Source organism: Streptomyces sp. NPDC057616, assembly GCF_042800575.1.
Lineage (GTDB): Bacteria > Actinomycetota > Actinomycetes > Streptomycetales > Streptomycetaceae > Streptomyces.
Map to the genome: position 1 here is coordinate 118,472 of NZ_JBHVGU010000004.1, position 22,821 is coordinate 141,292.

The 22,821-nt window shown below is 71.9% G+C and carries 23 protein-coding genes and 1 pseudogene; 9 read left to right on the top strand and 15 right to left on the bottom strand.

Annotation, left to right across the window (positions count from 1 at the left end):
* Positions 1 to 50: 50 nt before the first annotated feature.
* Both ACFU97_RS05920 and ACFU97_RS05925 read right to left on the bottom strand, forming a co-directional pair.
* On the bottom strand, positions 51 to 1,031 hold the full coding sequence (locus tag ACFU97_RS05920; RefSeq protein ID WP_384251445.1) for a zinc-binding dehydrogenase: 981 nt from the start codon (positions 1,029 to 1,031) through the stop codon (positions 51 to 53).
* Positions 1,032 to 1,073: 42 nt separating this feature from the next.
* Positions 1,074 to 2,234 carry an FAD-dependent oxidoreductase gene (locus ACFU97_RS05925; RefSeq protein ID WP_384251448.1) on the bottom strand — a complete coding sequence of 387 codons (1,161 nt, stop codon included), beginning with the start codon at positions 2,232 to 2,234 and terminating at the stop codon, positions 1,074 to 1,076.
* Between the two features lie 130 nt (positions 2,235 to 2,364).
* Here ACFU97_RS05925 and ACFU97_RS05930 point away from each other — a divergent pair, with 130 nt between their 5' ends.
* Positions 2,365 to 3,075: a pentapeptide repeat-containing protein gene (locus tag ACFU97_RS05930; RefSeq protein ID WP_384251450.1), complete on the top strand. Its 711-nt coding sequence runs from the start codon at positions 2,365 to 2,367 to the stop codon at positions 3,073 to 3,075.
* A 170-nt stretch (positions 3,076 to 3,245) separates the two neighbouring features.
* On the opposite strand, the gene ACFU97_RS05935 is transcribed toward ACFU97_RS05930, so the two are convergent.
* Positions 3,246 to 3,746, bottom strand: coding sequence for a hypothetical protein (locus ACFU97_RS05935; protein WP_384251452.1), 501 nt, complete (start codon positions 3,744 to 3,746; stop codon positions 3,246 to 3,248).
* A gap of 91 nt (positions 3,747 to 3,837) precedes the next feature.
* Between ACFU97_RS05935 and ACFU97_RS05940 the strand changes: the two genes are divergently transcribed.
* Positions 3,838 to 5,232 (top strand): M1 family metallopeptidase, encoded by a 1,395-nt coding sequence (locus ACFU97_RS05940; protein WP_384251455.1) that lies wholly within the window; start codon positions 3,838 to 3,840, stop codon positions 5,230 to 5,232.
* A 49-nt stretch (positions 5,233 to 5,281) separates the two neighbouring features.
* On the opposite strand, the gene ACFU97_RS05945 is transcribed toward ACFU97_RS05940, so the two are convergent.
* The 5 genes and pseudogenes from ACFU97_RS05945 to ACFU97_RS05965 all read right to left on the bottom strand — a co-directional run bounded on the left by ACFU97_RS05945 (position 5,282) and on the right by ACFU97_RS05965 (position 8,996).
* Positions 5,282 to 6,838: a M4 family metallopeptidase gene (locus ACFU97_RS05945; RefSeq protein ID WP_384251990.1), complete on the bottom strand. Its 1,557-nt coding sequence runs from the start codon at positions 6,836 to 6,838 to the stop codon at positions 5,282 to 5,284.
* Between the two features lie 271 nt (positions 6,839 to 7,109).
* Positions 7,110 to 7,577 (bottom strand): hypothetical protein, encoded by a 468-nt coding sequence (locus ACFU97_RS05950; protein ID WP_384251457.1) that lies wholly within the window; start codon positions 7,575 to 7,577, stop codon positions 7,110 to 7,112.
* Positions 7,578 to 7,607: 30 nt separating this feature from the next.
* Positions 7,608 to 8,132 carry a GNAT family N-acetyltransferase gene (locus tag ACFU97_RS05955; RefSeq protein WP_384251460.1) on the bottom strand — a complete coding sequence of 175 codons (525 nt, stop codon included), beginning with the start codon at positions 8,130 to 8,132 and terminating at the stop codon, positions 7,608 to 7,610.
* A gap of 40 nt (positions 8,133 to 8,172) precedes the next feature.
* Positions 8,173 to 8,301, bottom strand: a pseudogene (locus ACFU97_RS05960) (Uma2 family endonuclease); the annotation flags it as partial.
* Between the two features lie 119 nt (positions 8,302 to 8,420).
* The gene (locus ACFU97_RS05965; RefSeq protein WP_384251462.1) at positions 8,421 to 8,996 is read right to left on the bottom strand and encodes a TerD family protein; all 576 of its coding nucleotides are present in this window, start codon (positions 8,994 to 8,996) and stop codon (positions 8,421 to 8,423) included.
* A gap of 191 nt (positions 8,997 to 9,187) precedes the next feature.
* Between ACFU97_RS05965 and arfB the strand changes: the two genes are divergently transcribed.
* On the top strand, positions 9,188 to 9,616 hold the full coding sequence (arfB, locus tag ACFU97_RS05970; RefSeq protein WP_384251464.1) for an alternative ribosome rescue aminoacyl-tRNA hydrolase ArfB: 429 nt from the start codon (positions 9,188 to 9,190) through the stop codon (positions 9,614 to 9,616).
* Between the two features lie 104 nt (positions 9,617 to 9,720).
* On the top strand, positions 9,721 to 10,581 hold the full coding sequence (locus ACFU97_RS05975) for a sigma-70 family RNA polymerase sigma factor (protein ID WP_384251467.1): 861 nt from the start codon (positions 9,721 to 9,723) through the stop codon (positions 10,579 to 10,581).
* Between the two features lie 10 nt (positions 10,582 to 10,591).
* On the opposite strand, the gene ACFU97_RS05980 is transcribed toward ACFU97_RS05975, so the two are convergent.
* Both ACFU97_RS05980 and ACFU97_RS05985 read right to left on the bottom strand, forming a co-directional pair.
* A complete protein-coding gene (locus ACFU97_RS05980) occupies positions 10,592 to 11,062 on the bottom strand; it encodes a GNAT family N-acetyltransferase (protein ID WP_384251470.1) in 471 nt (156 codons plus the stop codon).
* A 372-nt stretch (positions 11,063 to 11,434) separates the two neighbouring features.
* Complete coding sequence (locus ACFU97_RS05985; RefSeq protein WP_384251472.1) at positions 11,435 to 12,019, bottom strand: flavin reductase family protein; 585 nt, start codon at positions 12,017 to 12,019, stop codon at positions 11,435 to 11,437.
* Between the two features lie 346 nt (positions 12,020 to 12,365).
* On the opposite strand from ACFU97_RS05985, the gene cdgB reads away from it, so the two are divergent.
* Complete coding sequence (cdgB, locus tag ACFU97_RS05990; protein ID WP_384251475.1) at positions 12,366 to 14,024, top strand: diguanylate cyclase CdgB; 1,659 nt, start codon at positions 12,366 to 12,368, stop codon at positions 14,022 to 14,024.
* Positions 14,025 to 14,145: 121 nt separating this feature from the next.
* Complete coding sequence (locus ACFU97_RS05995; RefSeq protein WP_384251478.1) at positions 14,146 to 15,090, top strand: carbohydrate-binding protein; 945 nt, start codon at positions 14,146 to 14,148, stop codon at positions 15,088 to 15,090.
* Between the two features lie 68 nt (positions 15,091 to 15,158).
* On the opposite strand, the gene ACFU97_RS06000 is transcribed toward ACFU97_RS05995, so the two are convergent.
* The 4 genes from ACFU97_RS06000 to ACFU97_RS06015 all read right to left on the bottom strand — a co-directional run bounded on the left by ACFU97_RS06000 (position 15,159) and on the right by ACFU97_RS06015 (position 18,853).
* The gene (locus tag ACFU97_RS06000; RefSeq protein ID WP_384251480.1) at positions 15,159 to 15,542 is read right to left on the bottom strand and encodes a hypothetical protein; all 384 of its coding nucleotides are present in this window, start codon (positions 15,540 to 15,542) and stop codon (positions 15,159 to 15,161) included.
* Positions 15,543 to 15,660: 118 nt separating this feature from the next.
* Positions 15,661 to 16,590: a 1-phosphofructokinase family hexose kinase gene (locus ACFU97_RS06005; RefSeq protein WP_384251483.1), complete on the bottom strand. Its 930-nt coding sequence runs from the start codon at positions 16,588 to 16,590 to the stop codon at positions 15,661 to 15,663.
* Between the two features lie 113 nt (positions 16,591 to 16,703).
* Complete coding sequence (gene nagA / locus ACFU97_RS06010; protein WP_384251485.1) at positions 16,704 to 17,912, bottom strand: N-acetylglucosamine-6-phosphate deacetylase; 1,209 nt, start codon at positions 17,910 to 17,912, stop codon at positions 16,704 to 16,706.
* On the bottom strand, positions 17,912 to 18,853 hold the full coding sequence (locus tag ACFU97_RS06015; RefSeq protein WP_384251487.1) for an ROK family protein: 942 nt from the start codon (positions 18,851 to 18,853) through the stop codon (positions 17,912 to 17,914). The genes nagA and ACFU97_RS06015 overlap by 1 nt, the downstream gene beginning before the upstream one ends.
* 158 nt (positions 18,854 to 19,011) lie before the next feature.
* Between ACFU97_RS06015 and ACFU97_RS06020 the strand changes: the two genes are divergently transcribed.
* The 3 genes from ACFU97_RS06020 to otsB are packed head-to-tail and all read left to right on the top strand — an operon-like array spanning position 19,012 to position 21,407.
* Positions 19,012 to 20,229 carry an extracellular solute-binding protein gene (locus ACFU97_RS06020; protein ID WP_384251992.1) on the top strand — a complete coding sequence of 406 codons (1,218 nt, stop codon included), beginning with the start codon at positions 19,012 to 19,014 and terminating at the stop codon, positions 20,227 to 20,229.
* Between the two features lie 46 nt (positions 20,230 to 20,275).
* Entirely contained in the window at positions 20,276 to 20,509 is a 234-nt protein-coding gene (locus ACFU97_RS06025; RefSeq protein ID WP_384251489.1) for a DUF3263 domain-containing protein, read from the top strand.
* A 28-nt stretch (positions 20,510 to 20,537) separates the two neighbouring features.
* Entirely contained in the window at positions 20,538 to 21,407 is an 870-nt protein-coding gene (gene otsB / locus ACFU97_RS06030) for a trehalose-phosphatase (protein ID WP_384251492.1), read from the top strand.
* On the opposite strand, the gene ACFU97_RS06035 is transcribed toward otsB, so the two are convergent.
* Positions 21,395 to 22,795, bottom strand: coding sequence for a trehalose-6-phosphate synthase (locus tag ACFU97_RS06035; RefSeq protein ID WP_384251494.1), 1,401 nt, complete (start codon positions 22,793 to 22,795; stop codon positions 21,395 to 21,397). The two genes, otsB and ACFU97_RS06035, sit on opposite strands and share 13 nt — an antisense overlap.
* Positions 22,796 to 22,821: the final 26 nt, after the last annotated feature.

A 22,821-nucleotide genomic window follows, 5' to 3' on the forward strand; every position in this document is an offset into this window, starting at 1 on the left:
AGAAGACCATGGATCGGTACGTATCGCATCCGCGGAGGCTTCGTGCCTGGTCATGGCTCCAGTACCACCTTTCCTGTCGTTGCGCGCGTTTCGAGTGCCCTGTGTGCGGCGGCCGCGTCGGCGAGCGGGAAGCGCTGCACGGCGGGGCGCAGTCGCCCCGCGGCGGCCTCGGCCAGCGCGCGCAGCTCCAGGGTCTGCAGGGGGTCGGGGCCGCCGGCCCTGCGCATCATCACGGGGCCGAGGACCTGTTCGGAGACGCCGTCGACGAGGTAGGGCTCCCCGTCGCGGATGCCCTCGGCCGACCAGCCGAAGACGAGATGCCTGCCGCCGGGGCCGAGGAGGCCGGTGGCGTGGCGGGCGACCTCGCCGCCGACGCCGTCGAGGACCACGGTGGCGGGCCGGCCGCCGAGATGGGCGCGGACCTTTTCGGGCCAGGCGGGGTCGGTGTAGTCGGCGGCGATGTCGGCGCCGTTGGCCTGCACGCGCGCGACCTTCCCGGAGCCGCCCGCGAGACCGACGACCACCGCGCCGGTGTTCTTCGCGTACTGCACGAGCAGGGTGCCGATGCCGCCCGCGGCCGCCGGGATCACGGCCACGGAGCCCGGGCCCAGCTCGGCGAACTGCACGATGCCCATCGCCGTACGGCCCGTTCCGATCATGGCGACCGCCTCGGCGGCGTCCAGGTTCGCGGGGATCTCGTGCGCCCGGTCGACGTCGACGACGGCCAGCTCTGCGTAGCCGCCGGGCGCGAATCCGAGATGGGCCACGACGCGCCTGCCGAGCCAGAGTTCGGCGACGCCCTCGCCGAGCGAGTCGACGACGCCGGCGACCTCGCGGCCCGGGACGGTGGGCAGCCGGGGCGGCTCGGGCAGCGGCCCCCGCAGGCCCTCGCGGAGGGCGGTGTCGAGCAGGTGCACCCCCGCGGCCTCGACGGCGACGCGGATCTGGCCGGGGCCGGGCACGGGGTCGGCGACCTCCTCGAGCCGGAGGTTCTCGGCCGGACCGAAGGCGTGCAGGCGGATGGCGTGCATGGTGAATCCCCCAACTGTTCGTGAGAGCCCCACTCTTCAACCTCAAGCTTGCTTGAGGTCAAGGGAGTGGCGGCCGAGGGCCAGGGAGACCGCGGTGAGGGCGCTGTTGAAGGAGACCTCCGACAGGACACCCGGGGCCGCGACCTGGTCGCCGGCGAGGTAGACGCCGCCCCCGCGGTCGATGGCGGGCCGGTCGCGCCAGCTGGTGCCGGGCAGGTCGACGGCGCCGGTCCGGCCGTTCGCGACGGAGTCGCGCCGCCAGGTGACGCGCTCGCGCCAGCCCTCGAAGCCGAGGTCGAGAAGCTGCTCGGCGCGGGCCGTGCCGTCGGCCTTCGACTCGTGCGGGGCGATGGGGATCTGCCCCTGGATCAGCTGCTCGCCGGCCGGTGCGAGGGAACGGTCCTGCGCGGTGAACCGCTCCAGCCAGCCCGGGGCGTCGAGGTCGGACACCGCGAAGGCGTCCCCGCGCCGGGTCCGCACGGCGAGATCGACGAGTGTCGTACGGCCGCCGGTCCAGGTCAGGGAGTCGTCGCGGAGCAGCCGCCGGGCCGCGTCGAGGGAGGTGGCGACGATCACGGGACCGTCGTCCGGCAGGGTGTCGACGCGGGACAGCGTCTCCATCCGTACGCCGAGGTTCCAGGCCCGCGCGGCCATCCGGTCGATGACGCTCGCCCAGCCGCCGCGCGGATAGTGCGCCTCGGGCGGCAGCTTGGTGGCGCGGCGCAGCCGCTCCTGCACGAAGGCGGCGGACAGGGCGCCCGGGTCGTGGTGGAAGAGGGCGACGGCGGAGTAGTGGGCGGCGGCACGGGCGCCCTCCTCGCCCGCGATCCGGGTGGCCCAGCTCATGAAGTCGGCGTCTACGGGCGCCTGCTGGAGTCCATGGCGCAGCAGTTTGAGCATCGCGAAGGGCGGGGTGCGGCGCAGCACGCCGTGGTGGCGCAGCCGTAGCCGGGCCGCCTCCAGGGGCGGGAGCGGGGCGAGCGTGCCGAGCAGGTCGCGCTGTCTGAGCCAGGTCCAGTGCGGGCCGCCGCTGTAGAGGGCGTGCGGTCCGTCGTTCGTCCGGTACGGGCCCTCGGCCGTGCGGGCTCGTCCGCCGAGTGTGTGATGGGCCTCGTACACGGTCACTTTGGCGCCCGCCTCGGCAGCGGTGACGGCCGCGGTGAGTCCGGCGAAACCGCCGCCGATGACGGTGATGCGGTGCATGGGTGGGCTCCCCCTCGGTGTCGGACCTTCGCTTTTCGTTGATACGACGGTTTCCGGCACCCGGAATGTGACAACGGCCGTGTTCTGCCTGGTCAGAGGGATTGTCAGAGGCGGGGTGCAGGATGGGGCCATGGCGAGGAGAGCGGCGGGCGGTCCGGGTGCGGCGAGCGGTGGGGGAGGTTCCCGCGGGCCGGTGAAGGGGGCGCGGCGGCCCGAGGTGCGGCTGCCTCCGCTGGAGCCGTTCGGGGGCGGGGAGCTGGAGCCCGACGGGGACTACGACGGGCTGGAGTTCCGTGAGGTGGATCTCGCCGGGCAGGACGGCGGGGGCGCCCGGTTCATGGACTGCGCGCTGACGGGGTGCGCGGTGGACGAGACGAGGCTGCACAAGGCCCGCATCCTCGACTCGTCCCTGACGGGGCTGAGAGGCGTCGGCACGGACCTCGCCGAGGCCACCCTGCGCGACGTCGAGCTGGTCGACGCCCGTCTCGGCGGTGTGCAGCTGCACGGCGCCGTGCTGGAGCGCGTCGTCGTCCGCGGCGGCAAGATCGACTACCTGAACCTGCGTACGGCCCGGCTGAAGGACGTCGTCTTCGAGAGCTGCGTCCTGGTCGAGCCCGATCTCGGCGGTGCCGTGCTGGAGCGCGTTGAGTTCGTGGACTGCGTCCTGAAGGAGGCGGACCTCACCGCGGCGGTGCTCAAGGACGTGGATCTGCGGGGCGTGGTGGAGCTGGGGATCGCGCGGGGCGTGGACCGGCTGGCGGGGGCGGTGATCAGCCCGGCGCAGCTGATGGATCTGGCGCTGGTGCTGGCGGGGGAGATGGGGATCAGGGTGGAGGGCTGAGGGGGGTCAGCGGCGGGGGTGCGGGCGCCGGTGGCGGACTGTGCCGGCGCGGGCGCCGGAGGCGGAACGTGCCGGTGCCGGTGTGAACTGCGCCGGCGCCTGAGGGGGGCGACGCCGGTGGGCTGACTTTGCAGGCGCCGGTGGGCGGACTGTGCCTGCGCCCGTGGACGTCACCCGACCCGGGGGAAGCGGGCCTGCAGTGTCCAGATCGCCGGGTTCTCGCCGAGGTCGTCGTGCATGTCCACCAGGTCGGCGATCAGGTCGTGCAGGAAGTCCCGCGCCTCGCGGCGGAGTTCTGCATGCGAGAAGGTGAGGGGCGGTTCGTCGCCCGGCATCCAGTCCGCCTCCACGTCCACCCATCCGAAGCGGCGCTCGAAGAGCATCCGGTCGGTCGACTCGGTGAAGTCGATCTCGGCGTGCTGGGGGCGTGCGGCGCGCGACCCCGCCGGGTCCCGGTCCAGCCGTTCCACGATGTCGCACAGCGCCCACGCGAAGTCGAGCACCGGCACCCATCCCCAGGCTGTGGACAGTTCCCGGTCCGCCTTGACGTCGGCGAGATAGACGTCGCCGCAGAACAGGTCGTGCCGCAGCGCGTGGACGTCAGCGCGGCGGTAGTCGGTCTGCGGGGGGTCCGGGAAGCGGTTGGAGAGGGCGTAGCCGATGTCGAGCACGTACGAGATGGTGTCATGCGGGCCGGAGGGGTGAAGCCGGCCCGGCCCCGCGCGGTCGAAGCGGCGTACGAGCCGTCCTAGGATCGCAGCCGTGTCCCGATCCGTACCGGTTGTCCCGGCCGCCGTCCTGCTCGCCCTCGCCCTCACCGCGTGCGACGGCGGTGTGCACGGCACCCCGGGCGGCTCCGGTGTGCACGATCCGTACTTTCCGAAGGCCGGCAACGGCGGGTACGACGTCGGCCACTACGACCTGAGACTCGCCTACGACCCCTCCGGCCACCGCCTCACCGGCACCGCGACCCTCACCGCCCGCGCCACGAAGGACCTCTCCGCCTTCGATCTCGACCTGGAGGGGCTGCACGTCGACGACGTCACCGTCGAGGGCCGGCCCGCCCGCTGGAACCGCGCCGGGCAGGAGCTCACCGTCCGCCCCCACGACGACCTCGCCGACCACGAGACCTTCCGCGTCACCGTGCGCTACTCCGGTACCCCGCAGACCCTCACCGACGCCGACGGCTCCCACGAGGGCTGGCTGCGCACGGCCGACGGCGCGCTCGCGCTCGGCGAGCCGGTCGGCTCCATGACCTGGTTCCCCGGCAACCACCACCCCTCCGACAAGGCGGCGTACGACATCGCGGTCACCGTGCCGAAGGGCCTCCAGGCCGTGTCCAACGGGGAGTTGACGGGCGAGACGAACGGCACGGGAGGCACGACCTTCAGGTGGCACACCGCCGAGCCGATGGCGAGCTACGTGGCCACGGTCGCCGTCGGCCACTACGACATCAGCCGGTACACCATCGGCAAGGACCGGCTGCCGGCGTACGTCGCGGTCGATCCGTCCCAGGCGAAGGCGAGCCGGAAGGTGCTCGCGAAGATCCCCGAGATCGTGCGGTGGGAGGAGTACAACTTCGGGCCGTACCCCTTCTCCTCCACCGGCGCGATCGTCGACCGCCCGCAGGACGCCGAGTACGCCCTGGAGACCCAGACCCGGCCCGTCTTCCCCGGCGCCCCCGACACCGAGACGCTCGTCCACGAGCTCGCCCACCAGTGGTACGGCGACTCCGTCACGCCGAAGACCTGGCGGGACATGTGGCTCAACGAGGGCTTCGCGACCTACGCGGAGTGGCTGTGGGACGAGGACCACGGCGGCGACAGCGCGCAGAAGACCTTCGACGAGCTCTACGCCCACGGCGAGGACGACTACCCGGACATCTGGGCCTTCCCGCCCGGCAGGCCGAGCGGCGCCGGCCACATCTCCGACGACCCGGTCTACGCCCGCGGCGCGATGGTCCTGCACAAGATCCGGCAGACGGTCGGCGACGACACCTTCTACGACATCATCCAGGGCTGGGCCGCCGCCCACCGCCACGGCAACGCCGGCACGGCGGACTTCACGGCGTACGTGGAGAAGATGGCGCCCGACAAGGACTTCGGCCCGATCTGGAAGACCTGGCTGTACGGGGAGGGGAAGCCGGACCGTCCGTGAGGAGGCCGTCGCGACGAACGGTCCGGCCGTACCGCCCTTTCTCGTCAGGTCAGTTGACGTTGACCGCCTTCCAGGCGGCGGCCACCGCGTTGTACTCGGCGCTGCCCGCGCCGTACAGGTCGCTCGCGGCCTGCAGGGTGCCGGTGCGGGCGCCCGCGTAGTTCGTCGACGAGGTGAAGTACGTGCTCAGCGCCCGGTACCAGATCTGGTCGGCCTTGTCGCGGCCGATGCCGGTGACCGTCGAGCCGTCGTAGGTCGGGGAGTTGTACGAGACCCCGTTGACGGTCTTCGCGCCGCTGCCCTCGCTCAGCAGGTAGAAGAAGTGGTTCGCGACGCCGGAGGAGTAGTGGACGTCGAGGCGGCCGACGTTGCGCGACCAGTAGTCGGCCGAGCCGCCGTCCTTGCTGGGCTTGTCCATGTAGCGCAGCGGGGTGCCGTCGCCGTTGATGTCGATCTTCTCGCCGATGAGGTAGTCACCGGGGTCGGAGGAGTTGTTGGCGAAGAACTCCACCGAGGTGCCGAAGATGTCGGAGGTGGCCTCGTTCAGGCCGCCCGACTCACGGCTGTACTTCAGGCCGGCCGTCGCGGCGGTCAGGCCGTGGCTCATCTCGTGTCCGGCCACGTCCAGCGCGGTGAGCGGGTGGTTGTTGCCCGAGCCGTCGCCGTACGTCATGCAGAAGCAGTTGTCGTCCCAGAAGGCGTTGACGTACGCGTTGCCGTAGTGGACGCGGGAGTAGGCGGCCTTGCCGTCGCCCGCGATGCCGTTGCGGTTGAAGGCGGACTTGTAGAAGTCCCAGGTGACGGCGGCGCCGTAGGCGGCGTCGACGGCGGCGGTCTGGCGGTTGGCGGGGGTGCCGTCGCCCCACTTGTCGTCGGCGTCGTGGAAGAGGGTGCCGGTGCCGTTCGTGCCGCCGTTCAGGTCGTACGTCTTGTGGCCGCCGCGGCCGGCGTCGACGAGGTCGTAGCCGCCGGAGGCGGAGGCGGTGGTGCCGATGGTCACCGTGCCGCTGTACTCGCTGGTGCCCGTGCCGGTGTCGACGGCCTCGTAGGAGTAGATCTTCTTGCCGGTGCGGGCGTCCGTGACGACGTGCAGTTCGCTCGGGGTGCCGTCGTCCTGGAGGCCCTTGACGACGGACTCGTAGGCGAGGACGGGCTTGGCGCCGGCGGCCCAGACGACCTTGCGGGCGGTGGCGGAGGTCGCCTTGGTGGAACCCGCGGCGGTCTTCAGCGCGGTCTTCTTCGCGCTCGCGGTGGAGACGGTGGCGTCGGTGGAAGCCACGGATATCCGGGCCTTCGTCGCCTTGCTGACGCCCTTGAGGGCGCCGGACTTCGTCACGTGGGTGACCAGGTCGCCGCCGAGGACGGGCAGGCCGGCGTACGTGCGCTCGTAACGGGTGTGGACGGTGCCGTCGGCGTCCTTGACGACGTCCTGGGCGATGAGCTTCTCCTGGGCGCCGAGCCCGAGTTCACGCGCCGTGGAACCGGAGCTCTCCTGGGCCGACTTGAGCGCCGCTGCGCGGGCGGAAGCTGTGAGGGGGACTGCGGTGGCGCCGCTCGGGTGGGCGGGGGCCGCGGTGGCGCCGTTCTGCAGGGCGAGCACGACCATGGCCGCCGAGCCGATCAGGGCGGCGGTGCGCAGGGCGTGGCGATGCTGACTCACTCGGTCTCCTTAGGGCTGGCCTCATGGTTGGGGCACAGGTGGGGCACAGAGTTGCGGCGAGCGAGGAGAGGGTGACACCCGGACCGGCCTCTTTGGCAGGTCACCATCAAAAAACTTTACGTGATCGTGTCCGAAAGTCGTTACCGACGATCCGCTATACGGACGGTGCGGGCCGGGTCAACTCCATGTTCTGTAAGCGGAGTTGGGGCGTGCAACGTCACACCTGGCGGTCGAGGTCCCGTCGCATCGCGGCCCGCGCCGCCCAGACCGCCTGTCCGTGGCGGAGCCGGTGCTCGTGGAACTCCGGTGAGTCCAGGGGAGGTTCCGCGGCGGCGAGTATGTCCTGCAGCTCGCGGAGGGTGGCGTAGACGTCCTCCAGCACGTCGGACAGTTCCTGGGGCGCGCAGATCAGTGCCGACTCGCGAACCTCGTCGCAGCCTGATGCCCGGAACGCCTCCCGCACGGCCGCGTTCAGCGTGTCCCGGCCGCTGTGGGCACCGGCCGCCGGGTACATGGACTCGTAGGCCAGGCGGTACTTCGTCAGGCAGGTGACGTAGATGTCCTTGCGCTCCTGGTGGTCGCGTGCGGCCGCGTCGCGTCGCCGGCGAGCGCGGTCGGCGAGCAGGGTCGAGCCCACGCCGATCAGTGCGCCGAGACCCGTTGCGGCCAAAGTCGTCCACTCCACGCCCGCATACTGCACCGGCGCCGGTGCGGCTCACTCGGCCGGGGTCGTCAGTTCCTTGCGTAGCACTGTGCAGGGGCGGCCCAGTTGGAGGTCCGTGCGGCGGTCGATCGGGTGGTAGCCGAGGGTGGTCCAGAAGGCGAGGGCCTTGGGGTTGTTGTCGAGTACGGCCAGGCGGACGGCGTCGCGGCCCGTCTCGCGGAAGCGGTCCTCGACGAGTGCGGCCAGACGGCGGCCGTGGCCCTGGCCGTGCAGCCCCGCGTCCACCATCAGCAGGCCGATCCACGGGTCCGGGTCGGACGGGTCGGGGTGATGGGCGAGGGTGATCGCGATCCCGACGAGCTGCCCCTCGCTGCGGGCGAGCAGCACCTCGACGTCCGGGTTCACGAACTCGTCGGCCAGCGCGGTCGCGACCTGCTCGGGCCGGATGTCGTCCGGGTCGGGGAAGTCCCCGCTCAGCGCGTGGAACTCGCGGTTGGAGGCGTACAGGGCGGTCAGCTCGGTGAGCAGTTCACCGGGGAGGGCGCCGTCTGCCGGCGCGAGCCGTTCGAGGAACATGGCGGGACCGTATACGCCCGGGGGACGATCGCGAGCTCACTTACTCCGGATAGCGCGGCAGGTCGGCCGTGGAGATCGTCCAGACGGCGATGGTGACGTCCTCGCCGTGGACGAAGTCCTTGCGGGTGGCATACCGGGGACCATGGGGCGTGGGGTGGATGTCGGTGAGCCGTCCGCGGCACCGGAGCGCGGAATTCCGGGAGCCGGTGGGAGGCCGGATGCGGCCCGGACCGAAACGCCGGAGCCCCCGGCCACACGGCCGGGGGCTCCCGCTCGGTGCTGGGTACGTCAGACGTTCACGCCGAAGTCCTGGGCGATGCCCACCAGGCCCGAGGCGTAGCCCTGGCCGACTGCGCGGAACTTCCACTCCGCGCCGTTGCGGTAGAGCTCGCCGAAGACCATGGCCGTCTCCGTCGCCGCGTCCTCCGAGAGGTCGTAGCGGGCGATCTCGGTGCCGCCGGCCTGGTTGATGATGCGGATGTAGGCGTTGCGCACCTGGCCGAAGTTCTGCGAGCGGTTCTCCGCGTCGTAGATCGAGACCGGGAAGACGATCTTGTCGATGTCGGCCGGGAGGCCCGCCAGGTTGACGTTGATCGCCTCGTCGTCGCCCTCGCCCTCACCGGTGCGGTTGTCGCCGGTGTGGACGATGGTGTTGTCCGGGGTCTGCTTGTTGTTGAAGAACACGAAGTGCGCGTCCGAGAAGACCTTGCCCTGCGTGTTGACCGCGATGGCGGACGCGTCGAGGTCGAAGTCCGTGCCGGTGGTGGTGCGGACGTCCCAGCCGAGGCCCACGGTGACGGCGGTCAGGCCCGGAGCCTCCTTGGTGAGCGAGACGTTGCCACCCTTGGACAGGCTTACAGCCATGGTTGGGAGTCCTTTCCCTCGTATGTGTACGGCAGTGCGTGCCGCACGGGCAGTACGGCACGAAGCTACAGCTACCTGTATGAACGCCAGCAGGGGTACGGAAGGTTCCGCGTCTCTTTACTTTCTTTACCGAACTTGCGGTGAACGATATTCGCGTGACGTGTGCCGGTCAGCCGCGCGACGATGGGGGCATGTCCGGTCCCTATGTCATCCGCGGCTCGGTCTCGCTCCCCGAGGCCGAGCTCATGTGGCGTTTCTCGCGGTCGTCGGGGCCCGGCGGGCAGCACGTCAACACCAGCGACTCGCAGGTGGAGCTGCGCTTCGACCTGGCGGCCACGCAGGCGCTGCCCGAGATGTGGAAGCGGCGGGCGCTGGAGCGGCTGTCCGGCCGGCTCGTCGACGGCGTCGTCTCCGTGCGCGCCTCCGAGCACCGTTCGCAGTGGCGTAACCGCGAGACCGCCGCGGTCCGCCTCGCGGCGCTCCTGGCCGAGGCGACGGCACCGCCGCCCAAGCCGCGCCGGGCGACCCGGATTCCCCGCGGGATCAATGAGCGCCGGCTGCGCGAGAAGAAGCAGCGCTCCGACACGAAGCGTGGGCGGTCGGGGCGGGACTGGGGCTGAGAAAGCAAACGCTCAATACGTCGTCGTAGAACGTCCTTTGTCACATCCGCGGCGTCCCGTTCGTCAAGTCGTCGACAAGGGGCCGGCTGCGAGGAGCTGTGGCGATGAACGAGAACGTATTTCCGGCGGACGACGAATTCCTTGCGCGGCGTTTCGAATCGCACCGATCTCATTTGCGCGCCGTCGCCTACCGCATGCTCGGCTCGGGCGCGGAGGCCGACGACGCGGTGCAGGAGGCCTGGTTCCGGCTGAGCCGTTCCGACACCCGGCAGGTCGAGAACCTCGGTGGCTGGCTGACCACGGTGGTCGGCCGGGTCTGCCTGGACATGCTTCGCTCCCGCAAGTCCCGCGCGGAGGAGCCGCTGGAGACCACGGCGCCGGTGGCGGACGCGTCCGTGGCCGGTCCCGAGCAGGACGCGCTGCTCGCCGACTCCGTGGGCGTCGCGCTGCTCGTCGTGCTGGAGACGCTGTCGCCCGCCGAGCGGCTGGCGTTCGTCCTGCACGACCTGTTCGCGGTGCCCTACGAGGAGGTCGGGGACATCGTGGGGCGCAGCCCGGTGGCGGCGCGGCAGCTGGCCAGCCGGGCGCGGCGCCGGGTGCAGGGCGCCGACCTGCCCGACCGGGACCTGGTGCGCCAGCGGGAGGTCGTGAACGCGTTCCTGGCGGCGGCGCGGGAGGGCGACTTCGAGGCGCTGGTCGAGCTGCTCGACCCGGACGTCGTCGCGCGTACCGACGTCGGCGTCACCTCGGGGGCGCAGGGCGTGGCCAGGGGCGCGTCGAGCTTCGCCCACTTCGCGTACGTGGCGCGTCCCGCGCTGGTGGGCGGCGCCACCGGACTCGCGATCTTCCTGGAGGACCGTCTCGACCGGGCCCTCGCCTTCACCTTCGTACGGGACCGGATCGCCGTGATCGAGATCGTGACGGACCCCGAGCGGGTCGCCGCGCTGGACATCGAGCTCGTCTAGCGGGGCCGCGCTACGCCAGCTCCAGGACGCCGACCCTCTGGCCGCCGCTCTGCTCTCCGGTGACCCGGAAGCCCAGTCCCAGGTAGAAGCCCTCGGGGCCGTCCGGACCGGGGTGCCAGGTGACGTGGCACTGCCTGCCGCCGCGCCGGCGGATCTCGGCGGCGACGGACTCGACGGCGTACCGGCCGTAGCCGCGCCCCTGTTCGGCGGCGGCGATGTTGAGCCGCCACAGGCCGGAGCGGTGGACGGTGCCGTCGCCGTGCCAGTCGATGTCGAGGAAGGCCATCAGGAAGCCGACCGGGCGGTCGCCGTCGACGATCAGGCGGGGCCAGGCGACCCCCGGCGGGCGGACGTACGCCTCGGCGAGAGAGTGCGCCACCGGCTCCACCGCGTGCTCCTGATCGGGACGGATGCGGATGCCCAGTGCGGCCTCGAGATTGCGCGGCGTGATCTCTTCGAGGCGGGGCCCGGTCGTCGTCATGACCGCACCCTAGGCGGCCGCCACGCACGCGTGCCACGGAATTCGCAGGTCAGCGGGAGTTACGGGGCGGCGGGGTCGCAGGCGGGCGGAGTGGCTGGCCGGCGGGGTCGCAGGCGGTTGGAGTGGCAGGTCGGTGGGAGTGGCAGGCGGGCCGGGGTCGCGGGCGGGCGGAGGTGGCAGGCCGGCAGGGGTCGCAGGTCGGCGGGAGTTACGGGGCGGTGGGGTCGCAGGCGGGCGGAGGTGGCAGGCCGGCGGGGGGCCGCAGGTCAGCGGATGTCGCGGGCCGGTGGATGTCGCGGGCCGGTGGAAGTGGCGGGCCGGCGGGGGGCGCAGGCCGGCGGAAGTCGCAGGCCGGGGCCGGCGGAGTCCCGGTCAGCCCAACTGCCGGTAGCGGCCGCGGAAGTAGGCCAGCGGGCCGCCGTCCGCGCTCGGTACGGACGCCGTCAGGACGCGGCCGATCACCAGGGTGTGGTCGCCGGCCACGACCCGCTGCTCGGTCCGGCACTCCAGGGTGGCCAGGGCGCCGCGCACCAGGGGCGCGCCGGTCACCTCGCCGCGGGCGTAGGGGATGTCCTCGAAGAGCAGGCGGTCGCTGATGCGGCCCTTCATGGCGAAGCGGCCGGCGATGTGGCGCTGGCTCTCGGAGAGCACCGAGACCGCCCACAGGGGCTGTTCGTCGAGCAGGTCGTCCATGCGGGCGCCCGTGCGCAGGCTGACCATCACCAGGGGCGGGTCCAGGGAGACCGACATGAAGGCCGTCGCCGTCATGCCGACGTCCTCGCCGCCCGGCGCCGACGGGTCGTCGGGGTCCAGCGGCGGCTCCTGTGCGGTCACCAGGACCACGCCCGCGGCCAGGCGGGACATCGCCGCGCGGAACTCGTCGTTGCTCACCCCCTCAGCATGCCCGGAGGCGGACTGAGCAGTGATCGGGAATGCGGCAAGGGGAGTGTTCGGCACGCGGAAAACGCTAATCTCCGCTCTGCGCGGGCCGCATCGGGCCCCGGTCCCAGAACGGACCTAGGTCCACCGACCGAGTCCGGGAAGGAGTTGTGACGGAGCGCGTACTCTTGTGCGTCATCCCTACATAGTCACAAAGTTTGCGTTCGGTAAACGCACAGGGAAAACGCAGAAACACCACTCAATTGTTCATCTTTGGCTGTGACTTGAGTCACAAGGGCCACTAATTGTTGACCCTGTGTACCGAGTGGGCAGCGCGCTGTGATTCAGTGGCTGGGAAGCTGCCAGGAACGATACGCCGATGAGAACCCTTGATTCACTGCGAGGTCTCGGGGGGAGGGCGAGCATGGAGACCGAGTCGGAGCCCTACGTCCGTCTTGCGACCCTGCGACAACTGCACCAGGTCATGGCTGACATGAACACGGCCCGAAGCCTGGCGGACACCCTGCAGACGGTCGCGGAAGGCGTGGTCAAAGGCCTCGGCTACGAGCTGGCGTGCGTCAACCTCGTCCGCCCCGACAGCGACCTCGTGGTCGCCGCCTTCGCGGGCAACGCGGCGGCGGAGGCTCTCATCACGGGCCGTGTCGGCTCCCGCGAGTCCTGGGAGCGCCGGCTGGGCATGGGCGAGCACTGGGGCGACCTGGTCTTCATACCGCACACCGAGGGCTGGGTCCTCGACGACGACGACGTCCCGCAGTGGTACACCGACGGGCCCGCGCCCCGCTTCGAGGACGAGTGGCACCCCTCCGACCGGCTGTTCGCGCCCATGTACACGCCCGGTGGTCCGGGCGGCTCCTGCGGCGAGCTGATCGGCGTCCTGTCCGTGGACCGGCCGCGCAACGGCCGCAAGCCGGGCGCATGGGGCCGCGAAGCGCTCCAGATGTACGCGTTCCAGGCGGCCATCGCGATCAGCAACGCCCGCCTGCGCGCCAACATGCAGCGCGCGCTGGTCAGGCTCGAGCGCGAGCAGCAGGCGCTGCGCGCCAGCGAGGAGAGCTTCCGCCAGGCGTTCGAGTACGCCCCTTCCGGCATGGCCATCGCCGAGATGGGCGGCGACCAGCACGGCCGGATCCTGCGCACCAACGACGCGCTGTGCCGGCTGCTCGGCCGCCCCGCCTCCGCGATGCGCCGCTACTCCTTCTCCGACCTGGTCCACCCCGAGGACATCGGCACGCTGCTGCGGACGTCCGCCGAGGGAGGACGGGCGGAGCTCCGGCTCGGGCGCCGCGACGGCACGTACGTGTGGGTGTCGCTGCGCAACAGCGTCGTCGCCGACGCCGCGGACGGCCCCCGTTTCCTGCTCACGCACGTCGAGGACATCGAGGAGCGCAAGCGCCGCGAGCTGCAGCTCGCCCACCGCGCCTCGCACGACTCGCTCACCGGCCTGCCGAACTCGGCCGAGCTGCGGTCGCGGCTGTCCTCGCGCCTGTGCCACCGCCCCACCCACCCCGGCGCGCTGGAGTCCCTGGACGCGGCCTACGGCCACCCGGCCTTCGACGCGAACGGCCACGGCTTCGACTTCCGGCCGGGCGGCGGCGTCGAGGTGTTCGACGGCTTCGACCACCACGTGCACACCGCCGCGCCGGCGAACGACCATGACGACGGCACCAAGGGGCTCGCGGTCCTCTTCTGCGACCTCGACGGCTTCAAGTCGATCAACGACCGGTTCGGGCACAACGCGGGTGACGCGGTGCTCATCGAGGTCGCCCGGCGGCTGTCGCGCGGCGTGCGAGACGGCGACACGGTGGCGCGGCTCGGCGGTGACGAGTTCGTGGTGCTGGCCGACGGGCTGGGGCGGGCCGACGCGCAGGACCTCGCGGTCCGGCTGCGCAACGAGATCATCCAGCCGATCCGGGTCGACGGGCGGGCCATGCGCGTGGGTGCCAGTTTCGGCATCGGATGGGCGCACTGTGGAATGACTGCGGACGAAGTGTTGAAGTCTGCCGACGAGCGGATGTACGTAGAGAAACGATCTCGTCCCAAACAGCACAGACGCGCGGGTTGATCACCAGGTCAGCGAGCTGATGCGATCCGAGTCACCCGTTTGGGTCACCCGGAGCGGGTAGGCTCGCCATTCTGACCCCATCGATCGCACGCGACCCGCACCTGCTGAGGAGTACCAAGGGATGACGTCCGGCAACAACGGCGCCAGTACGCCCGAGGACGACGACCCGTTCGGCTACCTCTACGCCGACGGGCAGGCCAACGGAGCCCAGCCGCCCTCCGGCGGTTACGGCTACCCGAACTCCGTCAACCGGGTCCGCGCGGTCGGCCAGCGGCAGTACGGCCAGCCGGCGCAGCAGACGGCCGCCTACGGACAGATACCGCAGCAGCAGGCCGCCTACGGCTCGCCGAACGCCCACTACGCCGCGCCGGAGACCCTGCCGGGCGGCGGCGCCCCCACGGCCCCCGTGCAGCAGCCCTCGCCCACGGGCGGCGGCCGCGGCGGCGGCCCCAACACCAAGGGCCTGCTGATCGGCGCGATCGCGGTGGTCGCCGCGGTCGTGATCGGCATCGGCATCGCGATGATGGGCGGCGACGACCAGAAGGACAAGGCGAGCGGCGACAACTCGAGCGCCCCGTCGTCACAGCAGAGCTCGCAGCCGAGCTCGTCGGCGAGCAGCAGTGCGCAGGCGGCGGACCTGCCGAAGATCGACGCCAAGGCCCTGCGCCTGGACGGCGGCACGAGCACCGCGTCCGACATCAAGGGTGCGAGTGCCGACGGCGGCATCTACGTGACCGGCTTCAACGCGACGGGTGCCTCGGTCACCTGGAACGTCAACGGCATTCCCAAGGACGGCGTCTACACCCTCTTCGCGGGCTTCAGTGCGGCCGGTGAGGACCAGTCGATGACGCTGACCGTCAACGGCAAGCCGTTCGGCAGCAAGCTGAATCTGGGCAACTTCGCACATGCCGCCGACGGTGACTTCGCGAAGGGCTGGACGAAGACCTACGCGTGGCCGACCCTCAACAAGGGCACCAACACGATCTCGATCTCCTGCCAGGCCGGCGACAAGTGCAACGTCCTGCTGGACCAGCTGTGGCTCAAGGCCGGGCAGGTCAAGGACTAGCCGGGCGGAGTGGCACGGGTCGGTGGCCGCAGGGACGGCCACCGACGCATGGAGCGGTGCCGCTCAGGTCACTCGACGCGACCCCATTCCAGGCAGCTCGTCGCGGCGTAGGCCTTCTTGCCGTTCCAGCGGACCTCGTGCCAGCGGTGCTCGGTCGGCGAGCTGCTGGTGCACTTGTAGTTGCCGCCGTCCACCGCGCTGCAGCCGGACACCCAGCACTTGACGATCTTCCCCTTCTTCAGGGTTCCGACCTTGCGAGCGGTGGTGCTGGGCTTCTCCCGGATGCTGACGTCCCGGTCGTTGTTCCAGCCGCCGCCCCACTCCTGGGCCGCGGCGGCCGTCGGCTTCACGGTCCCGGCGTCCGCCGTCGCCACGGCGTTCATGGACGCGACGAGGCCCACCGAGGCCACGCCGACGGCGGCGAGACGGGCGAACTTCCTTGCCTTGTGCATGACTTCCCCCACATGAATAGCGCCGGATCTCTGGTCAGGGAGATCCGTGGTCGCGAATGATCATATAGGGGATTTGCGAACGTGTGTTGCAAAAACCGGTCGTTGCGGCCGTGTGCGATCAGGCCGCGCTGACCTCGTGCGTCACCACGATCCGGTCCGTCAGGTCCTCGTACGTCGTGCGGTCGAATTCGCCCGCCGTCGTCGACAGGACCGTCGCCGCCGAGAGGGCCACCGCGCGGGTGAGGCGGGCGGGCCAGGGGAGGTGTTCCACCAGGCCCGACAGGAGGCCCGCCGTCGCCGAGTCGCCGGCTCCCGTGGGGTTGCCGTGGAGGCGGGCGGGGGGTGCAGCGCGCCAGCGGCCCTCGGGGGTCGCCGCCAGCAGGCCCTGCGTGCCGAGGGAGGCCACCACCGCGCGGGCGCCCCGCCGGCGGGCGTCCTGGGTGGCGCGCAACGGATCGTGGGAGCCGGTGAGTTCGGCCAGTTCGTCGGCGTTGGGCTTGATCAGATCGGGGCGCGCCGCGACACCCCGGCGCAGCGGCTCGCCGCTGGTGTCCAGGAGGACGGGGACGGCGGCCGCCTTGGCGGCCCGCACCAGGCCCGCGTACGCACCCACCGGCACCCCCGGCGGCAGACTGCCGCACAGCGCCACCGCGGACGCCGTCGCGAGCAGTCCCTCGTAGGCCTCCTGGAAGGCGGCCCACTCGGCGGGCGTGACGGTGGGGCCGGGTTCGTTGAGCTGGGTGGTGTCGCCGGTCCGCTCGTCCACCAGCGCGATCGTGCGCCGCGTCCGGCCCTCGACCGGCACGAGCGCGTCCACCAGCCCCGCGACCGCGGTCAGGCCGTCCTGGACCATGCGGCCCGTGGCACCGCCCGTGAAGCCGGTGACCGTCACCTCGTGTCCCAGCGCCGCGAGCACCCGCGCCACGTTCACGCCCTTGCCGCCGGGCCGTTCGATCACCTCGGTGACCCGGTGGGTGGCGTGCGGCTTGAGCGCCGGCACGCGGTACGTGATGTCGAGAGCGGTGTTCAGCGTGACCGTGAGGATCACCTGTGCGACCTCCCCCGATGATGGATCTGTCCGTCCGGCAGGGTGATCATGCCAAACGGACGGCGGCCGTCCCAGTCTCCCAGGACAACCGCCGCCCTCAACAGCGGGACAGATCACCCCAGTTGGGGATCGACCACCCATTCGCCCCGGCGCATCACGCCCTTGAGGTCGAAGTGCTCGTCGAGGACCACCAGGTCGGCGTCCTTCCCGGGCTCCAGCGAGCCGACGGTGTCGTACATGCCCAGGAGCTTCGCGGGGTTGGCCGAGACCGCCGCGACCACGTCCTCGACCGGCAGCCGGTCCACGGTCACCGCCCGCTTGAACGCCCGGTCCATGGTGAGCGTCGAGCCCGCGATCGAACCGCCCTCCACCAGCCGCGCCACCCCCTCGCTGACCTCGACCTCCAGCGGCCCGAGCAGATAGCGCCCGTCGCCCGCACCGGCCGCGTCCATCGCGTCGGTGATGAACGCCACCCGCCGCGCGCCCGCGTGATGGAACGCCAGCTGGAGGGAGGCGGGGTGCAGATGCGTGCCGTCGTTGATCAGCTCGACCGTGACGCGCTCGTCCTCCAGGAGGGCCGTGATCGGGCCGGGTGCCCGGTGGCCGATCTGCGGCATCGCGTTGAACAGGTGCGTGGCGACCGTGGCGCCGGCCTCGATCGCCGCCACCGTCTGCTCGTACGTCGCGTCCGTGTGCCCGACCGCCGCGATCACGCCGTGCTCGGCCAGCAGCCGCACCGAGTCGATGCCGCCCGGCAGTTCGGTGGCGAGCGTGACCATCCTGGCCCTGCCGCGCGCCGCGTCGATCAGCTTGCGCACCTCCGCCGGGTCCGGGTCGCGCAGCAGCGCCTCGGAGTGCGCGCCCTTGCGGCACGGCGAGATGAACGGGCCCTCGAAGTGGATCCCGGCGATCTCCCCCTGCTCGGCCAGCTCCGACAGCAGGCCGGCCTGCTTGACCAGGAAGTCCATGTCGTCGGTGACGGTCGAGGTGACGAGGGTGGTGGTGCCGTGGGCGCGGTGCGCGCGGACGGCCTTCAGCACGTCGTCGGCCGGCCCGGAGAACGCGGCTCCGCCGCCGCCGTGGTTGTGGATGTCGATGAAGCCGGGCACCACCCAGTGGCCGGTCGCGTCGACGACCCGGGCGTGCTCCGGGACGCCGGCGGCGATGCGGGTGCCGTCGACGGCCACGCGGCCGTCCTTGACGGTCCCGGTGGGCAGGACCACGTCGGCACCGGACAGGACGAGGGGCGCTGTGCCGGTCGCGGGCTGCGGGTCGGGTGTGGCTGGTCGCGCAGTTCCCCGCGCCCCTAGGGGAGTGGCCATCAGGTTGTTACCTCCGTACGGTCCGTTGTTGCGAGGAGATCCCAGGCCAGCAGCCCGGCACCGAGGCATCCGGCGCCGTCCCCCAGCGCCGCGGGGACGATCGACGGCAGTTTCTGGAAGGTGACCCGCCGGCGGACGGCGTCCCGCAGGGGCGTGAACAAGGTTTCCCCCGCCTCCGCGAGGCCGCCACCGATGATGAGGGTGCGCGGGTCCAGCAGGGTGAGGGCGGTGACCAGGCCGTCGGCCAGGGCGTCGATCGCCTCCTGCCAGACCCGGACGGCGTTCGGGTCACCGGACGCGACGGCCTTCGCGCAGTCCGCGGCGTCCGCGTCGGGGTCCCCGCAGGCCGCCGCCCACGCCTCGCTGACGGCCGCCGCGGAGGCGTACCGCTCCAGACAGCCGGTCTGCCCGCACGGACAGGGGCTGCCGCCGGGCCGTACGACGATGTGGCCGATCTCGCCGGCGAAGCCGTGCGCGCCCGCCTCCACCCGGCCGGAGATCCCGATGGCGCCCGCGATGCCGGTGCCGAGGGGGACGAACAGGAAGCGGTCGGCGCCCTTGCCCGCGCCGATGCGGCCCTCCGCGAGGCCGCCGGTGCGCACGTCGTGGCCGAGGGCCACCGGCACGCCGAGCAGTGCGGACAGCCGGTCGCGCAGCGGGACGTCGCGCCAGCCGAGGTTGGCCGAGTAGGAGGCGATGCCCCGGTCGGAGTCGACGATGCCGGGGACGGCGACGCCGGCCGCGGCCGCGGGCTCGCCGAACCGCCCCGCGCCGTACGCGCTGAGCTCGGCGGCGAAGTCGAGGATGCCCTCGACGACCGCCTCCGGCCCGCGTTCGCGCCCGGTCGCCCGGCGGGCCTGGTGCAGCAGCTCGCCGTCGGCCGCCGCCAGTGCGGCCTTCATCCCGGTGCCGCCCACGTCGAGGGCGATGACATGTCTCACGGGGGACAGTGTGGCCCCAGGACCCGCGAGAGGTCTAGTCCACTCACGTGGTGTAGACCTGTCGTGTCCACATATTGAACGGCGAGACAGCAGGGTTGGGGTCACAAGCAGTGCAGCGGCGTAGGACAGGAACGATCGCGGCGGTGTCCGCTCTGGGCATGACGGCGGTCCTCGGTGGCTGCGGCCTCGGCGGCGGATCGGGGGACGTCACCCTGAGACTGGTCGCCGCGGACTACGGCGACTCCGCCGCCAACAGCTCCAAGAAGTACTGGGACGGCCTGGTCAAGGAGTACGAGAGCAAGCACCCCGACGTGAAGGTCGAGGTCAGCGTCTACTCCTGGAACGACGTCGACCGCAAGGTCAAGGAGATGGTCGACGCCGGCAAGCAGCCCGACATGGCGCAGATCGGCGCGTACGCCGACTACGCCGACAAGGACCTGCTCTACACGGCGGACGACCTGCTCTCCATCACCGCGCAGGCCGACCTCGCCTCCCAGCTCGCCACCGCGGGCCAGGTCAAGGGTGTGCAGTACGGGATGCCGTTCGCGGCCTCCACCCGGCTGCTCTTCTACAACAAGACCCTCTTCAAGCGCGCCGGCCTCACCCCGCCGAAGACCTGGAGCGAGCTCGCCTCCGACGCGAGGGTGCTGAAGCAGCAGGGTGTGAAGTACCCGTACGCGCTGCCGCTCGGACCCGAGGAGGCGCAGGCCGAGACGATGCAGTGGCTGCTGAGCGGCGGCGGTGGCTACACCGACGCCGTCGGCACCTACGGCATCGACTCCGCGCAGAACGTCGACACCTTCGACTGGCTCAAGGACGACCTGGTCGACAAGGGCCTGACCGGTCCCGTCCCGCCCGGCAAGCTCAACCGCGCCGCCGCCTTCTCGGCCTTCGCCGACGGCGACGTCGGCATGCTCAACGGCCACCCCTCGCTGATGAAGATCGCCGCGAAGAAGGGCGTGAAGTTCGGCATGGTGCCGATGCCCGGGCCCGACGGCGCGAGCAAGAACGCGATGGGTGTCGCGGACTGGATGATGGCCTTCAAGAAGAACGGCCACGCCGAGCAGGTCGGTGACTTCCTCGACTTCGTCTACAGCACCAAGAACGTGCTCGCGTTCTCCCGCGAGTACGACCTGCTGCCGGTCACCACCTCCGCGTCCGAGGCCATGAGTTCGGACAAGCGGGACGCCGACCTCAAGCCGTTCCTCGACCAGCTGCCGCTGTCCGAGCTGTACCCGGTCGGCAACACCTCGTGGGCGCAGGTCGCCGCGGCGGTGAAGAAGAACATAGGCAAGGCGGTCGCCCCGAGCGGCAGCCCCGAGGCAACCCTGGCGCAGCTGCAGTCCACGGCCTCACTGGCGGAGAGCGCGCAGTAGGCCGCACGGCAGGGCGCTGTCGGTGCCGGGGGCTACGGTTCAGGACATGGATCAGGACCAGCTCGACGACCGCGAACGGGCCGTCCTCGCCCTGGAGCGCAGGGGTTTTTCGGGGCCGGGCGCGAAGGAGCGCGCCATCCGCGAGGAGCTGGGCCTGGCTCCCGTGCGCTACTACCAGCTGCTGAACGCCCTCCTGGACGACAGGAGGGCGCTCGCCCACGACCCGGTGACGGTGAACAGGCTGCGGCGGGTGCGGGAACAACGACGGACGGAACGCTGAGCGGGGCGCCCCCGGCTAAGGTCGCCGTATGGGCATCCCCGCGGACACGGACTCGACGCACTCCATGGACCCCCTGCCGACGCCTGCCACCCCGGCCGGCCGCGACGGACTCGCCGCGATCCTCGCCGATCCCGGCAAGACGGTGGTCGGACTCGACTTCGACGGCACCCTCGCCCCGATCGTGGCGGACCCCGAGCAGGCCCGCGCGCACCCGGAGGCGGTGCCGGCGCTCGCCGCCCTCGCCCCGAAGGTCGCCTCCGTGGCGGTCGTCACCGGCCGCCCGGCCGGCGTCGCCGTCCGGCACGGCGGCTTCGCGGGCGTCGCCGGCCTGGAGCACCTGATCGTCCTCGGCCACTACGGCGCCGAGCGCTGGGACGCCGTCAGCGGCGAGGTCAGCGCCCCCGCCCCGCACCCCGGCGTCGCCGCCGTCCGGGCCGAACTGCCCGGGGTCCTCGACCGCGAGGGCGCCTGGCAGGGCACCTGGATCGAGGAGAAGGGCCGCGCCGTCGCGGTCCACACCCGCCGCGCCGCCGACCCGCAGGCCGCCTTCGATGCGCTGCGCGTCCCCCTCACCGACCTCGCCACGCGCCACGGCCTGATCGTCGAACCCGGCCGCCTGGTCCTGGAACTGCGCCCGCCGGGCATGGACAAGGGCGTGGCCCTGCTGGAGCACGTCCGCCAGACCGGCGCCTCGGCGGTCCTCTACGCCGGCGACGACCTGGGCGACCTCCCCGCCTTCTCGGCCGTCGACCGGCTGCGCGCCGATGGTGTCCCGGGCCTGCTGGTGTGCAGCGGCAGTGACGAGGTGGTCGAGTTGCGGGAGCGTGCGGATCTCGTGGTGGACGGGCCCGCGGGGGTCGTCCGGCTGCTACGCGGTCTGGCGGCTCAGCTCGCCTGACCCGTCAGGGCGTTGAGCTGCTCCAGGAACCACTGCGCGGGCGGCAGCGCGGTCGCCGCTGCCGCCAGCCGCTTGGTCCGCTCGGCCCGCTCACCGGGGGACATGGTCAGCGCCTCGTGCAGGGCGTTCGCCGTCTCCACGACGTCGTACGGATTCACGGTGATCGCGTCCTCGCCCAGCTCCGCGTGGGCGCCCGCCTCCCGGGAGAGCACCAGCGCGCACCCGTCGTCGGAGACCACCGGCATCTCCTTGGCGACGAGGTTCATGCCGTCCCGGATCGGGTTGACGAGGGCGACGTCGGCCAGCCGGTAGGCGGCCAGCGAGCGCGCGAAGTCGTCCTTGACGTGCAGCACGACCGGCGTCCAGCCGGGCGTCCCGTACCGGGAGTTGATCTCCTCGGCCAGCCGCTGCACCTCGGCCGTGTAGTCCCGGTACACGGCGAGGTCCTGGCGCGAGGGGTAGGCGAACGCCACGTGCACGACGCGCTCGCGCCACTCGGGCCGGTCGTCGAGCAGCTGCCGGAACGCCAGCAGCCCGCGCACGATGTTCTTCGACAACTCGGTGCGGTCGACCCGCACGACCGTCCTGCGCCCCTCCCCGATCTCGGCCCGGAGCGCGTGCATCCGCTCGGCCACGTCGGCCTCGTGCGCGCGCTGCCGCAGGAAGTCCGCGTCCGCGCCGAGCCCGTGCACACCGATCTCGGTGCCCCCGAGGCCGCCCACCAGCTCCGTGCAGCAGGCCGTGAACGCGTCCGCCCAGCGCCGGGTGAGGAAGCCGAGCCGGTCCGCGCCCAGCATGCCGCGCAGCACCTGCCCGGCGATGTCGTCCGGCAGCAGCCGGAAGTACTCCGCCGGCGCCCACGGGGTGTGCGAGAAGTGGCCGATCCTGAGGTCCGGGCGCAGCTCGCGCAGCATCCCCGGCACCAGGCACAGGTGGTAGTCCTGCACCAGCACGGCCGCGCCCTCGGCGGCCTCCTCGGCGAGTGCCTCGGCGAAGGCCCGGTTGTAGGTCTCGTACGAGGCCCACTGCCGCCGGAACTCCGCGTCGAAGACCGGCTCCAGCGGGGTCTGGTACAGCAGGTGGTGGACGAACCAGAGCACCGAGTTCGCGATGCCGTTGTAGGCGTCCGCGTGCACGTCGGCCGGGATGTCCAGCATCCGCACGCCGTCCTCGCCGGCCCCGCGCCGCACCGCCTCGCGGTCGCCGTCGGACAGCGCCGAGCACACCCACAGGGCGCCCGCGTCGGGGCCGATCGCCGACAGGCCGGAGACGAGCCCGCCGCCGCCCCGCCTGGGGGACAGCGAGCCGTCGTCCCGCACCTCGTACGAGACCGGTCCGCGGTTGGACGCGACCAGCACCTGATGAGCAGCGGCGTGCACGGAAGCCATACGCCTCAACCTAGCCAGGCCCGTAA